The following is a 13,618-nucleotide window of genomic DNA, read 5'->3' as shown; positions in this document are numbered from 1 at the left end:
CGGGCGCGGGTGGTCGGCGGCCCCGTGAAACGCCGGTAGGCTGGTCACATGTCCGAACCGACCGGTGCCGCCCGCAGGCGCGGGCCCTTCAAGGTCGGGGACCAGGTACAGCTGACCGACCCCAAGGGCCGCCACTACACGTTCACGCTCGAGGCCGGGAAGAACTTCCACACCCACAAGGGTTCCTTCCCGCACGACGAACTGATCGGCGCTCCCGAGGGCAGCGTTGTCCGCACCACCGGAAACGTCGCCTACCTCGCGCTGCGCCCCCTGCTCCCCGACTACGTCCTGTCCATGCCCCGCGGGGCGGCCGTCGTCTACCCCAAGGACGCGGGGCAGATCCTCGCCTTCGCCGACATCTTCCCCGGCGCGCGCGTCGTGGAGGCCGGCGTCGGCTCGGGCTCGCTCAGCAGCTTCCTGCTGCGGGCCATCGGCGACCAGGGCATGCTGCACAGCTACGAGCGCCGCGCGGACTTCGCCGAGATCGCCCAGGCCAACGTGGAGCGCTACTTCGGCGGCCCGCACCCGGCCTGGCAGCTCACCGTCGGCGACCTCCAGGACAACCTGTCCGACACCGACGTCGACCGCGTCATCCTCGACATGCTCGCCCCCTGGGAGTGCCTGGAGGCCGTCTCCAAGGCGCTGGTGCCCGGCGGCATCCTGTGCTGCTACGTCGCGACCACCACGCAGCTCGCCCGGACCGTCGAGTCCATCCGCGAGATCGGCTGCTTCAACGAGCCGACCTCCTGGGAGACGATGATCCGCAACTGGCACATCGAGGGCCTGGCCGTCCGCCCGGACCACCGGATGATCGGCCACACCGGCTTCCTGCTCACCGCCCGCCGTCTCGCCGACGGCGTCGAGCCGCCCATGCGCCGCCGCCGCCCCGCCAAGGGCGCCTACGGCGAGGACTACTCCGGACCCAACGCCGACGGCGGCACGGGCCGCTGAGCCCGCCCCGCGGCGTGCAACGTGACGGCGCCGTGGCCCAGTTCCCCAGCACGCCGGGAACTCGGCCACGGCGCCGCCGCGTTGACGTACCGCCAGAGGCCCGGCACCCGGGGCCGACCCCGCCGTTCCGCACCACTGTGACGTGTGGCACCATGCTGGCCACCCCACCGGCACAGCCCTCACGGGAGACACTCCTAGTGCAGCAATCCGCCGTTCCGGAACTGGCACACACGCACACCCGCCCCATCCACTGGGTCGCCACCGCCACAGCGGTCGCCGGTGTCCTCGCCCTGTCCTCGCTGCTGCAGCCCGACGCGGCGACCGCCGCCCAGCCGGCGGGCCGCGAGCCCGTGGCCACCGCCGCGCCGCCGGCCACCGAGGGCGTCGCCTTCCCGCTCGAATGCGGGCCCGTACGGGCCGTCGTGGAGAAGCAGGCGTCCGGCGACCTGGACGGCGACGGGCGGCCGGAAACGGTTGCCGTCGTGCACTGCGACGCCGGCATCAGCACGCCCCCCGACGGCGTCTACGTCCTCACGCAGGGCGACGGCGCGACCCGGCCCCGGGTGGTGGCCACGCTCGTCGACCCCAAGGGCCGGTTCACCGTCAGCGACTTCGCGGTACGGCAGGGTGCCGTGTTCGCGACCCTGCTCGGCTACTCCTCCTCCGACGTGCCGACCTGCTGTCCGGACCTGGAGGAGGACGCGAAGTGGCAGTGGAGCGGGGGCGCGTTCGTCCGCTCGTCACCCGCCGGCGCCCGGAGCGTGTGACCCGCGCAACCCGCGCGTGTGAGAAATCAGACAGTCGTGACGCGGCGTCCGGATCCGGTCACTCTGCGTCCGGGCCGTAGATCTCGACGCTGTCCGAAACCCGACGTACGTGGATGCATGCGCCCGGACACTCTTTCGCCGAGTCGATCACATCGGTGAGGAGCGGCAGCGGCACGGGCGTTGTGGCCCCCGGGGCCTGCAACAGCTCGTCGTCCGCGCCCTTGACGTAGGCCAGGCCGTCGATGTCCAGCTCGAACACCTCGGGCGCGTACTGGGCGCAGATGCCGTCGCCGGTACAGAGATCCTGATCGATCCACACCTCCAGTGCCCCGCCGTCGACTCCGGCCTCCTGCTGCACGGTCACCTCTCCTGCCGTCTGCCCGCCCGGCCGTACGGGAATCCGGCCAGCTGTGACGGGTGTTGAACGCTTCGACCCTACCTTCGCTCGCTTTCGCATCCCGTTCGCTGGGTATTCCCCTGGCGTGAGGGAGAGCGCAAGGGTGAAGATCGGACACACCCCGACAGTCTTTGTGATCTAGGGGTTTCAATCGACACCCACCCAGGTAGGGTCTGGAAGCGTCCAGCTCCCCTTGGAGGAGGTGAGGACCGTGGCAGCCCACGACGACGACATGAACCGCGGCATCCGCCCGGGACGCGGGTCCGACGACCCGGCCGGGCAGATTGCCTATCTTGAGCAGGAGATCGCCGTCCTGCGACGCAAGCTCGCCGACTCTCCGCGGCACACGAGGATTCTCGAAGAGCGGATCGTCGAGCTGCAGACCAATCTGGCCGGCGTGTCCGCGCAGAACGAGCGACTCGCCAACACGCTCCGTGAGGCCCGCGACCAGATCGTGGCCCTCAAGGAGGAGGTCGACCGGCTCGCCCAGCCGCCGGCCGGCTTCGGTGTCTTCCTGCAGGCGAACGAGGACGGCACCGCCGACATCTTCACGGGGGGCCGCAAGCTCCGCGTGAACGTCAGCCCCAGCGTCGAACTCGACGTCCTGCGGCGCGGCCAGGAAGTCATGCTCAACGAGGCGCTCAACGTGGTCGAGGCCATGGAGTTCGAGCGCGTCGGGGACATCGTCACCCTCAAGGAGATCCTGGAGGACGGCGAACGCGCCCTGGTGCTCGGACACACCGACGAGGAACGGGTGGTACGGCTCGCCGAGCCGCTGCTGGACGTCACCATCCGTCCCGGCGACGCCCTGCTGCTCGAACCCCGTTCCGGCTACGTCTACGAGGTCGTGCCCAAGAGCGAGGTCGAGGAACTCGTCCTCGAAGAGGTCCCCGACATCGGCTACGAGGCCATCGGCGGCCTCGGCAACCAGATCGAGGCCATCCGGGACGCGGTCGAGCTCCCGTACCTCTACCCGGACCTGTTCAAGGAGCACGAACTGCGCCCGCCCAAGGGTGTGCTCCTGTACGGGCCCCCCGGATGCGGCAAGACGCTCATCGCCAAGGCCGTCGCCAATTCGCTGGCCAAGAAGGTCGCCGAGGTCACCGGCCAGGCCGCAGGCAAGAGCTTCTTCCTGAACATCAAGGGTCCCGAGCTGCTGAACAAGTACGTCGGTGAGACGGAGCGGCAGATCCGCCTCGTCTTCCAGCGGGCCCGGGAGAAGGCCAGCGAGGGCACCCCGGTGATCGTCTTCTTCGACGAGATGGAGTCCCTCTTCCGCACCCGTGGCTCCGGCGTCAGCTCGGACGTGGAGAACACCATCGTCCCGCAGCTGCTCGCCGAGATCGACGGCGTGGAGGGCCTGCAGAACGTGGTCGTGATCGGTGCCTCCAACCGCGAGGACATGATCGATCCCGCGATCCTGCGCCCCGGCCGGCTCGACGTGAAGATCAAGATCGAGCGTCCGGACGCCGAGGCGGCCAAGGACATCTTCGGCAAGTACCTCACCGAGCGCCTTCCGCTGCACACCGACGACCTCACCGAGCACGGTGGCGACAAGGGCATGACGGTCCAGAGCATGATCCAGACCGCCGTGGAACACATGTACGCCGAATCGGAGGAGAACCGCTTCCTCGAGGTGACCTACGCCAATGGTGACAAGGAAGTCCTGTACTTCAAGGACTTCAATTCCGGCGCCATGATCGAGAACATCGTCGGACGCGCCAAGAAGATGGCGATCAAGGATTTCCTGGAGCACAACCAGAAGGGTCTGCGGGTCTCCCACCTCCTCCAGGCCTGCGTGGACGAGTTCAAGGAGAACGAGGACCTCCCGAACACCACCAACCCGGACGACTGGGCCCGCATCTCCGGCAAGAAGGGCGAGCGGATCGTGTACATCCGTACCCTTATCACCGGAAAGCAGGGTGCGGACACCGGACGCTCCATCGACACGGTGGCGAACACCGGTCAGTACCTGTAAAAGGCAGGGCGGCTGCGGGTGCCCTCACCGGGTATCCGCAGCCGTCTGCTTTTCGGGCCACGGCTGGAGCACAGCAATGACGCAAATGATCTCCCCACCAGCGCAAAGGCGTTCTAGGCTCTTCCGTACCGCCGGATCGCGCAGTGCGGGGACGGGCACCGCACACGCCACCGAGCGCCGGCGGTATCTGAGCGGTGTCCACGACCGAGGGCGCCGCCGGGCAAGGAGGGCCGCATGACCGTACGGCGAGTAATGGGCATCGAGACGGAATACGGGATCTCCGTCCCCGGCCACCCGAACGCCAATGCCATGCTCACCTCGTCCCAGATCGTCAACGCCTACGCGGCGGCGATGCACCGGGCCCGCCGGGCCCGCTGGGACTTCGAGGAGGAGAATCCGCTGCGGGACGCGCGGGGCTTCGACCTCGCCCGCGAGGCCGCCGACGCCAGCCAGCTCACCGACGAGGACATCGGCCTCGCCAACGTCATCCTGACCAACGGCGCCCGTCTCTACGTCGACCACGCCCACCCCGAGTACAGCGCTCCCGAGGTGACCAACCCCCGCGACGCCGTGCTGTGGGACAAGGCCGGTGAGCGGATCATGGCCGAGGCCGCCGAGCGGGCCGCCCAGCTGCCCGGTGCCCAGCCGATCCACCTCTACAAGAACAACACCGACAACAAGGGCGCCTCCTACGGCACGCACGAGAACTACCTGATGAAGCGGGAGACCCCCTTCTCGGACATCGTGCGCCATCTGACGCCCTTCTTCGTCTCCCGTCAGGTCTTCGCCGGAGCGGGCCGCGTCGGCATCGGCCAGGACGGGCACGAGCACGGCTTCCAGCTGAGCCAGCGCGCGGACTACTTCGAGGTCGAGGTCGGCCTGGAGACCACGCTCAAGCGCCCGATCATCAACACGCGCGACGAGCCGCACGCCGACGCCGAGAAGTACCGCCGGCTGCACGTGATCATCGGCGACGCGAACCTCTCCGAGATCTCCACGTACCTCAAGCTGGGCACCACGGCGCTGGTACTGTCCATGATCGAGGACGGTTTCATCGCCGTCGACCTCGCCGTCGACCAGCCCGTGCGCACCCTGCACCAGGTCTCGCACGACCCGTCGCTGAAGCGCCTGGTCACGCTCCGCAGCGGCCGGACCCTCACCGCGGTCCAGCTGCAGATGGAGTACTACGAGCTGGCGCGCAAGTACGTCGAGGAGCGCTTCGGGGCCGACGCGGACGAGCAGACCAAGGACGTGCTGCAACGCTGGGAGGACACCCTCAACCGGCTGGAGCACGATCCGATGAGCCTGGCCGGCGAGCTGGACTGGGTGGCCAAGCGGGAGCTGATGGAGGGCTACCGGCGCCGCGACGGCCTCGACTGGGACGCCGCCCGGCTGCACCTGGTCGACCTCCAGTACGCGGACGTGCGCCCGGAGAAGGGTCTGTACAACCGTCTGGTCTCGCGCGGGCGGATGAAGCGGCTGCTGACCGACGAGGACGTCGAGCGGGCGAAGTCCAAGCCGCCGGAGGACACCCGCGCGTACTTCCGGGGGCGCTGCCTGGAGCAGTACGCCGACGACGTGGCCGCGGCCTCCTGGGACTCGGTGATCTTCGACCTGCCGGGCCGGGACTCCCTGCAGCGGGTCCCAACCCTGGAACCGCTTCGCGGAACGCGTAATCACGTCAAGGAGCTCCTGGACCGCTGCCGCACGGCGGAAGACCTGGTCAGGGTCCTGAGCGGCGGCTGAGCGGGTACCGGGCGGGGCCGGGCGCGCGGGGTGGAAACCCCGGCGCCCGGGAATCATCGAGGTGGGCCCCGTACGTTGGACGAACTGCGGGGCCATTGTCAGACCCGGCTTGTAGGGTCTGATCATGACCGATCGGCAGCGATGCCGAGGATGTCGGGCGAACCGAGCGGGGTGAGGGTTATGGCGACCAAGGACACCGGCGGCGGACAGCAGAAGGCGACGCGCTCCACCGAGGAGGTCGAGGAGCAGGCGGCGGAGGCGCAGGCCTCGGAGGACCTCAAGGAGCGGCACGAGAAGCTCAGCGACGACGTGGACTCGGTGCTGGACGAGATCGACGACGTCCTGGAGGAGAACGCCGAGGACTTCGTGAGGTCGTTCGTTCAGAAGGGCGGGCAGTAACGGCACCCGTCCTTCGCACCGAAGGCCGGCGGGGGTGCGGTGGTCCAGGACCGAGCAGGAGAGAGGCGCTGCGCGCGGTGCGGAGGATCCGAGCCGCGCGCAGTCGTCTCCCGCGCCCCTGTGTGATCTGCCGAAGGCTTCCGCCCTTCATGTGGATCACTGCCATGGGACGGGTAGGGTCCGTGGCGTACCTTGCTTCAACTGCGATGGCGGCCTCGGCCGGTTGCGGGACGATCCCGACGCTGCGCACCGGGCTGCCGACTACTTGGAAGGAAACGCGTGGAAGCCAACACTCGTAGCACCGGGCGTCTACCAGCTGCCTTCCTGACGCCTGGGTCCTCCTCGTTCATGGACTTCCTGGCCGAGCACCAGCCGGAGCTGCTGCCCGGCAAGCGGCAACTGCCGCCCACCCAGGGCGTGATCGAGGCGCCGCACGGCACCACGATCGTGGCCGTGACGTTCCCGGGCGGCGTGGTGCTCGCCGGTGACCGCCGGGCCACCATGGGCAACGTCATCGCGCAGCGCGACATCGAGAAGGTCTTCCCGGCGGACGAGTACTCGGCCGTCGGCATCGCCGGCACCGCCGGCCTGGCCGTCGAGATGGTCAAGCTCTTCCAGCTGGAGCTGGAGCACTTCGAGAAGGTCGAGGGAGCCCAGCTGTCCCTGGAGGGCAAGGCGAACCGGCTGTCGACGATGATCCGGTCCAACCTCGGCATGGCCATGCAGGGCCTGGCCGTGGTCCCGCTGTTCGCCGGTTACGACGTGGACCGCGGCAAGGGCCGCATCTTCTCCTACGACGTGACGGGCGGCCGCTCCGAGGAACAGGGCTACGCGGCCACGGGCTCCGGCTCGATCTTCGCGCGCGGCGCCATGAAGAAGCTCTTCCGTGACGACCTGGCCGAGGACCAGGCCACCACCCTGGTGGTGCAGGCCCTGTACGACGCGGCAGACGACGACTCGGCGACGGGTGGTCCCGATGTCGCCCGCCGGATCTACCCGATCGTCACCGTGATCACCGAGGACGGCTTCCGCCGGCTCACCGAGGACGAGGCCTCCGGGATCGCCCGCTCGATCCTGGAGCGGCGGCTGGAGCAGCCCGACGGCCCGCGGGCCGCGCTGCTGTAGCCGGCGGCCGTTGTTGAGCGAGGGTGATCCAGTGACTTCCACAGAAAGGGACGGATAACCGGTGTCGACGCCGTTCTATGTCTCACCTCAGCAGGCGATGGCCGACCGGGCGGAGTACGCCCGCAAGGGCATCGCCCGGGGCCGCAGCCTGGTCGTGCTGCAGTACGCCGACGGCATCGTGTTCGTCGGTGAGAACCCGTCCCGCGCGCTGCACAAGTTCAGCGAGATCTACGACCGGATCGGCTTCGCCGCCGCCGGCAAGTACAACGAGTACGAGAACCTCCGCATCGGCGGCGTCCGCTACGCCGACCTGCGCGGTTACACCTACGACCGCGACGACGTCACCGCCCGCGGCCTCGCCAACGTCTACGCGCAGACGCTGGGCACGATCTTCTCCAGCGCGGCCGAGAAGCCGTACGAGGTGGAGCTGGTCGTCGCCGAGGTGGGGGAGACGCCCGAGGGCGACCAGATCTACCGGCTGCCGCACGACGGGTCGATCGTGGACGAGCACGGCTCGGTCGCGGTCGGCGGCAACGCCGAGCAGATCAGTGGGTACCTCGACCAGCGCCACCAGGACGGCATGACGCTCGCCGAGGCGCTGAAGCTGGCCGTGCAGGCCCTGTCCCGCGACACCAACGGCAGCCAGCGGGAGATCCCCGCCGAGCGCCTGGAGGTGGCGGTGCTGGACCGGACGCGCCCGCAGAAGCGCAAGTTCAAGCGGATCACCGGCCGGCAGCTCGCCCGGCTGCTGGACGCGGACGGCGCGTCGTCGGCCGCGGACGCCGAGGACGAGGCCACCGAGGACGAGTAGGACGGGCGGGCCGCCTCAGGCCCCGCCGCAGCGGATGCCCCGGCCGTCGACGGCCGGGGCCTCGCCGTTCACGGCGCCGGCGGCGGCGCCGTGGAGCCGCGTACGACCAGCTCCACCGGGATGTCCCCGCCGTCGGGCGCCCGGCCCTCCAGCACCGCCAGCAGGGCCCGCATCCCGCGCTCCCCGAACAGCTCGGCGTCCAGGCGGACGGTCGTCAGCTCCGGGTCGATCGCGGTGGCCAGGGCGAGGTCGTCCAGGCCGGTGACGGACACGTCGTCGGGGATGCGCAGGCCCAGCCGCCGCACCGCCTTGCAGGCGCCGGCCGCCAGCTTGTCGTCGTCGCAGACGACCGCGGTGGCCGGGTGCCGCCGCAGCGCGGCCTCGGCGGCGGCCCGGGCGCCCTCGATGGAGATGGGCGCGCGGGCCGTGCGCACGGTCGTGCCCGGAACGGCGGCCGTGCGGGCGGCGAGCTCGCGGGCGCGCACCTCGAAGGTCCACGAGGGCACGTCGGCCGCCAGGTGCAGGAAGGAGCGGTGGCCGAGGCCGAGCAGGTGCTCGGCCACCTGGCGGACGCCGTCGGCGATGTCCAGGTTGACCGTCGCCGCGCCCAGGCTGCCCGCGGGGTCGCTGTCGAGCATCACCAGGGGCAGCTGGTCGCCGCGGATGGCGGTCACGGCGTCGGCGGCCATCGAGGACGCGATCACGCCGTCCAGGGCGGCCTGGGCGGACGCGAAGGGGTCACGGGCGGGACCGGCGCCCACGGGGGAGGGGTAGAGCACCACGCCGAAGCCGTGCTCGGCGGCGACCCGGGCGGCGCCGGTGTAGACGCCCGCGAAGAACTCCGTGGTGAGGGCGGGGACCACCAGCAGGACGGTGCGGGTGCGGCCGAGCCGCAGGTTGCGGGCGGCCAGGTTGGGCCGGTAGCCCAGGTCGCGGACGGCCGCCCGGACCCGCTCGGCGGTCGCCGCCGAGACCCGGCCGCGCCACTTGTCGCCGAGCACCAGCGAGACGGCGGCCTGCGAGACCCCGGCGGCCTGGGCGACGTCCCGGCTGGTGGGGCGGGTGCCGGCTGATGCCACTCGGCCTGCTCCTTCATCGGGTGGTCCGGGCTCCGCCTGGACGGGTGAACAGCGCACATGGTACGTATGACAGCGGACGTTATACGTAAAACTACGGCGGGAAGGCCGGGACATGGCCGCGGGATACCTGGAGATCCTCAGGACGAGGCACGCCGCGAGACTGCTCACCGGCACCCTCGTGGGGCGGCTGCCCAACGCCACCGCCGCGATCGCCATCGTGCTGTTCATCCGCGCCGAGGGCGGCTCCTACAGTCTGGCCGGCGCGCTGGCGGCGGTCTACGGCGTCGCCAACGCGGTGGGCCAGCCCCTGCTCGGACGGCTGGTGGACCTGCACGGGCAGCCGCGGGTCCAGCTGCCCGCGGCGCTGCTGTCGGCACTGGCGGCGACCGTCTTCGCGTTCACCGGCACCGGGGCGCTGGTGCTCTCCTGCGCCGCCGTCGGCGCCGCCGGCCTCTTCACCCCGCCCCTGGAGGGCGGGCTGCGCGCGCTGTGGCCGTCGGTGCTGCGCCGGGAGGACCAGGTGCACACGGCGTACGCCATGGACGCGGTGGCCCAGGAAGTGATGTTCACGGTGGGGCCGCTGCTGGTGACGCTCTGCGTGTCGCTGTGGTCGGCGCAGGCCGCTCTGCTGGTGCTGAACGCGGTCGGGGTGCTCGGCGCGCTCTGCGTGGTGCTGTCGCCGCCCTCGCGCGCGTGGCGGTCGGCGCCGCGCGAGGCGCACTGGCTGGGCGCCCTGCGCTCACCGGGGCTGCTGGCCCTGCTGGCTGCCTTCCTCTTCGTCGGCGTGGCCCTGGGCTCCATCACGGTCGCCGCCGTGTCGTACGCCGACGGCCGCGGCGGCGACGTGGTGTACGGCTGGCTGATGGCGGCCCTGGGGCTCGGCGCGCTGGCCGGCGGGGTCGGCTACGGGGCGCGGCAGTGGCCCGGTGCCCCCGAGCGGCGACTGCGTGTGCTGGTCGCCCTGCTGGCGGTCTGTTACCTGCCGCTGACGCTGACGCCGGGGCCGGTCGCCATGACCGCCCTGTCCGCGCTGGCCGGCGTCTTCCTCGCGCCGGCGATCGCGTGCGCGTTCGTCATCGTCGACCGGCACGCTCCGCGAGGGACCGTGACGGAGGCGTTCTCCTGGCTCGTGACCACGTTCACCGTGGGTGCCTCCGTGGGAACGGGACTGGCGGGGCCGGTCGTCGAGCGGGGCGGGGCGCTGTGGGGCTTCGCCGTGCCGGGCGCGGCCGGAGCCGTGTCGCTGCTGGTTCTGCTGGCCACGGGGCGGGTGCTCGCGGCTCCCGCCAGAACCGCGGTGGTTGCGGCTTCATGGGAAAATGATCCAAATCGTGCTGCCGAACCCCGTTTCAGTTCCGGGGATCGGGCGTAATGTTCAGTCATGGACCGCCGCATTTTCGGGCTGGAGAACGAGTACGGCGTCACGTGCACGTTCAGGGGACAGCGCCGTCTGTCGCCTGACGAGGTGGCGCGGTACCTCTTCCGCCGTGTCGTGTCATGGGGCCGCAGCAGCAATGTGTTCCTGCGGAACGGCGCCCGCCTGTATCTCGATGTGGGCTCCCACCCGGAATACGCGACACCCGAATGTGACAACGTGACCGAGCTGGTCACCCACGACAAGGCCGGAGAACGCATTCTCGAAGGTCTCCTGGTGGACGCGGAACGACGCCTGCACGAGGAAGGAATCGCGGGCGACGTCTACCTCTTCAAGAACAACACCGACTCCGCCGGCAACTCCTACGGCTGCCACGAGAACTATCTGGTGGCCCGGCACGGGGAGTTCTCCCGGCTCGCGGACATCCTCATCCCGTTCCTCGTCACCCGGCAGCTGCTGTGCGGCGCGGGCAAGGTGCTGCAGACCCCGCGGGGCGCGGTGTACTGCGTCAGCCAGCGCGCCGAGCACATCTGGGAGGGCGTCTCCTCGGCGACCACCCGCTCCCGGCCGATCATCAACACACGCGACGAACCGCACGCCGACGCCGAGCGCTACCGCCGCCTGCACGTGATCGTCGGCGACTCGAACATGTCCGAGACGACCATGCTGCTCAAGGTCGGCGCCACCGACCTGGTGCTGCGCATGATCGAGGCGGGCACGGTCATGCGCGACCTCACCCTGGAGAACCCGATCAGGGCGATCCGGGAGGTCAGCCACGACATAACGGGCCGGCGCAAGGTGCGTCTGGCCAGTGGCCGGGAGGCCTCCGCGCTGGAGGTGCAGCGCGAGTACTACGAGAAGGCGGTGGACTTCTGCGAGCGGCGCGGCATCCGCACCGGCACCGTCGAACAGGTGCTGGAGCTGTGGGGCCGTACGCTCGACGCGATCGAGGCCGAGGACCTGGACCGGATCGACACCGAGATCGACTGGGTCATGAAGTACAAGCTCCTGGAGCGGTACCGGGCCAAGCACAACATGACCATGTCGCACCCCCGGGTCGCCCAGATAGACCTCGCCTACCACGACATCCACCGCCGTCGTGGCCTGTACTACCTGCTGGAGAAGAAGGGGCAAGCCGCCCGGATCTGCAACGACTTGAAGATCTTCGAAGGCAAGTCGGTACCGCCGCAGACCACTCGGGCCCGGCTGCGCGGCGACTTCATCCGGCGGGCGCAGGAGCAGCGCCGGGACTTCACCGTCGACTGGGTCCATCTCAAGCTCAATGACCAGGCCCAGCGCACGGTGTTGTGCAAGGACCCGTTCCGGTCCGTGGACGACCGGGTGGAAAAGCTGATCGCCGGTATGTGAGCAAGGCGTTCCGAGTGACCGGAACGCCACACGGGCGCCGTACGTTTTCCGTACGGCGCCCTTCTCACGCCGTAGAGTTGCGCGCACGCCATCCACAAGATCGACCGATTACGAGGCCCCCACCGTGCGCCGACGCTCACTTCTCATCGCCGTTCCCACTGGACTGGTCACGCTCGCCGCATGCGGCGACGAGGGGTCCGACTCCGGCAAGGCCAGCGACACCGCGTCGCCCTCGGCCCCGGCGACCTCCGCCGCCCCGGCACCCAAGATCGTCGACGGCCCGCTGCCGGCGATCACCGCGGGCACGGAGTTCGGCGAGAAGCCCACGGTGGCCAAGGGCAGCGGCGAGCCGTCGAAGGACCTCGCGGTGAAGACCGTCATCGCGGGCGGCGGCCGCACGGTCGCGGAGAACGACTACATCGTGGCCAACTACCTCGGCCAGATCTGGGACACCGCGAAGGTGTTCGACAACTCCTACGACCGCGAGACCCCGCTGCTCATCCAGCTCGCCCAGGGCGGCATCATCGACGGCTGGCGCTACGGACTGGCCGGCAAGAAGACCGGCAGCCGCGTCCAGCTGGCCGTGCCGCCCACCTGGGGGTACGGCGAGCAGGGCAACGCTCAGGCGGGCATCGAGGGCACCGACACGCTGGTCTTCGTCGTCGACATCGAGGACACGTACAACGCCGCCAGCTCCGCCAAGGGCACCGACGTCGCGCAGGACGACACGGACCTGCCCCAGGTCGGCACCAACACCGACGGCAAGGCGCCCTCCATCGAGATCCCCGAGGCCGACGCGCCGGCCGAGCTGGTGGCGAGCTACGTCATCGAGGGCGACGGCGAGGAGGTCGCCGCCGACAGCACCGTGCTGGTGCAGTACAAGGGCGTGCTCTGGGACACCGGCAAGGAGTTCGACTCGTCGTACAGCCGCAAGGCGCTGACCTCCTTCTCCTTGCAGCAGGTCGTCAAGGGCTGGGCGCAGGGCCTGACCGGCAAGAAGGTCGGCAGCCGGGTCCTCATCGTCGTCCCGCCGGAGCTGGGGTACGGGGACAACCCGCCGCAGGGCAGCGGCATCGAGAAGGACTCCACGCTGGTCTTCTCGGTCGACATCCTGGCGAAGATGTGATCGCCGGGAATGCGAGACTGTGCGTGTTCGCCTTTTCCACAGACAAGCAGGAGCTGAAGACGTGAGCATCGACAAGCCCGAGATCGACTTCCCGGGCGGCGAGCCCCCGGCGGACCTGGAGATCAAGGACATCTGGGAGGGCGACGGCCCCGTGGCGCAGGCCGGCCAGACGGTCACCGTGCACTACGTCGGTGTCGCCTTCAGCACGGGCGAGGAGTTCGACGCCAGCTGGAACCGCGGTACGCCGTTCCGCTTCCCGCTGGGCGCCGGCCGGGTCATCGCGGGCTGGGACCAGGGCGTGCAGGGCATGAAGGTCGGCGGCCGCCGCCAGCTGACCATCCCCGCCCACCTCGCCTACGGCGACCAGAGCCCGACCCCGGCGATCAAGCCCGGCGAGACGCTGATCTTCGTGGTCGACCTGCTCGGCGTCTGAGCGGGACCGATCGGAGCCGATCACCTGGGGCCCATGCCTGTCCGGGCGTGGGCCCTCGGCTTT

Annotated in this window: 14 protein-coding genes; 12 read left to right on the top strand and 2 right to left on the bottom strand. The window is 70.1% G+C overall.

All coding sequences use genetic code 11. The features are described 5' to 3' along the window. Positions 1-48 precede the first annotated feature (48 nt). Positions 49-951 (top strand): tRNA (adenine-N1)-methyltransferase, encoded by a 903-nt coding sequence (locus ACFF45_RS11015; protein ID WP_381345233.1) that lies wholly within the window; start codon positions 49-51, stop codon positions 949-951. A 197-nt stretch (positions 952-1,148) separates the two neighbouring features. After that, positions 1,149-1,718, top strand: a complete 570-nt coding sequence (locus tag ACFF45_RS11010; RefSeq protein ID WP_381345231.1) for a hypothetical protein — start codon at positions 1,149-1,151, stop codon at positions 1,716-1,718. A 58-nt stretch (positions 1,719-1,776) separates the two neighbouring features. Here the strand turns inward: ACFF45_RS11010 and ACFF45_RS11005 are convergent, their stop codons facing one another. Further along, positions 1,777-2,082 (bottom strand): ferredoxin, encoded by a 306-nt coding sequence (locus ACFF45_RS11005; RefSeq protein ID WP_381345230.1) that lies wholly within the window; start codon positions 2,080-2,082, stop codon positions 1,777-1,779. Positions 2,083-2,326: 244 nt separating this feature from the next. Between ACFF45_RS11005 and arc the strand changes: the two genes are divergently transcribed. From arc to prcA, 6 genes are all read left to right on the top strand, one after another. Further along, complete coding sequence (arc, locus tag ACFF45_RS11000; RefSeq protein WP_381345229.1) at positions 2,327-4,093, top strand: proteasome ATPase; 1,767 nt, start codon at positions 2,327-2,329, stop codon at positions 4,091-4,093. A gap of 234 nt (positions 4,094-4,327) precedes the next feature. Continuing rightward, a complete protein-coding gene (gene dop / locus ACFF45_RS10995; RefSeq protein WP_381345228.1) occupies positions 4,328-5,839 on the top strand; it encodes a depupylase/deamidase Dop in 1,512 nt (503 codons plus the stop codon). 180 nt (positions 5,840-6,019) lie between these two features. Then, positions 6,020-6,238 (top strand): ubiquitin-like protein Pup, encoded by a 219-nt coding sequence (locus ACFF45_RS10990; protein ID WP_062154959.1) that lies wholly within the window; start codon positions 6,020-6,022, stop codon positions 6,236-6,238. Positions 6,239-6,272: 34 nt separating this feature from the next. Further along, positions 6,273-6,566 carry an endonuclease domain-containing protein gene (locus ACFF45_RS10985; protein ID WP_381345226.1) on the top strand — a complete coding sequence of 98 codons (294 nt, stop codon included), beginning with the start codon at positions 6,273-6,275 and terminating at the stop codon, positions 6,564-6,566. Continuing rightward, positions 6,518-7,363 carry a proteasome subunit beta gene (gene prcB, locus ACFF45_RS10980; RefSeq protein ID WP_381345225.1) on the top strand — a complete coding sequence of 282 codons (846 nt, stop codon included), beginning with the start codon at positions 6,518-6,520 and terminating at the stop codon, positions 7,361-7,363. The genes ACFF45_RS10985 and prcB overlap by 49 nt, the downstream gene beginning before the upstream one ends. Positions 7,364-7,424: 61 nt before the next feature. Beyond that, positions 7,425-8,174: a proteasome subunit alpha gene (gene prcA, locus ACFF45_RS10975; RefSeq protein WP_381345224.1), complete on the top strand. Its 750-nt coding sequence runs from the start codon at positions 7,425-7,427 to the stop codon at positions 8,172-8,174. Between the two features lie 68 nt (positions 8,175-8,242). Here prcA and ACFF45_RS10970 read toward each other — a convergent pair whose 3' ends face one another. Next, on the bottom strand, positions 8,243-9,253 hold the full coding sequence (locus tag ACFF45_RS10970; protein ID WP_381345223.1) for a LacI family DNA-binding transcriptional regulator: 1,011 nt from the start codon (positions 9,251-9,253) through the stop codon (positions 8,243-8,245). 112 nt (positions 9,254-9,365) lie between these two features. Between ACFF45_RS10970 and ACFF45_RS10965 the strand changes: the two genes are divergently transcribed. From ACFF45_RS10965 to ACFF45_RS10950, 4 genes are all read left to right on the top strand, one after another. Then, positions 9,366-10,625 carry an MFS transporter gene (locus ACFF45_RS10965; protein ID WP_381345222.1) on the top strand — a complete coding sequence of 420 codons (1,260 nt, stop codon included), beginning with the start codon at positions 9,366-9,368 and terminating at the stop codon, positions 10,623-10,625. Between the two features lie 9 nt (positions 10,626-10,634). Continuing rightward, complete coding sequence (gene pafA, locus ACFF45_RS10960; protein ID WP_381345221.1) at positions 10,635-11,996, top strand: Pup--protein ligase; 1,362 nt, start codon at positions 10,635-10,637, stop codon at positions 11,994-11,996. A 124-nt stretch (positions 11,997-12,120) separates the two neighbouring features. After that, positions 12,121-13,122 (top strand): FKBP-type peptidyl-prolyl cis-trans isomerase, encoded by a 1,002-nt coding sequence (locus ACFF45_RS10955; protein ID WP_381345220.1) that lies wholly within the window; start codon positions 12,121-12,123, stop codon positions 13,120-13,122. 61 nt (positions 13,123-13,183) lie between these two features. Beyond that, on the top strand, positions 13,184-13,555 hold the full coding sequence (locus ACFF45_RS10950) for an FKBP-type peptidyl-prolyl cis-trans isomerase (RefSeq protein WP_381345218.1): 372 nt from the start codon (positions 13,184-13,186) through the stop codon (positions 13,553-13,555). Positions 13,556-13,618 lie beyond the last annotated feature (63 nt).

This window comes from Streptomyces cinereospinus, from assembly GCF_042430725.1.
Lineage (GTDB): Bacteria > Actinomycetota > Actinomycetes > Streptomycetales > Streptomycetaceae > Streptomyces > Streptomyces cinereospinus.
The sequence above is the reverse complement of the archived record's forward strand: the minus strand, read 5'-3'. Positions and strand labels throughout refer to the sequence as shown.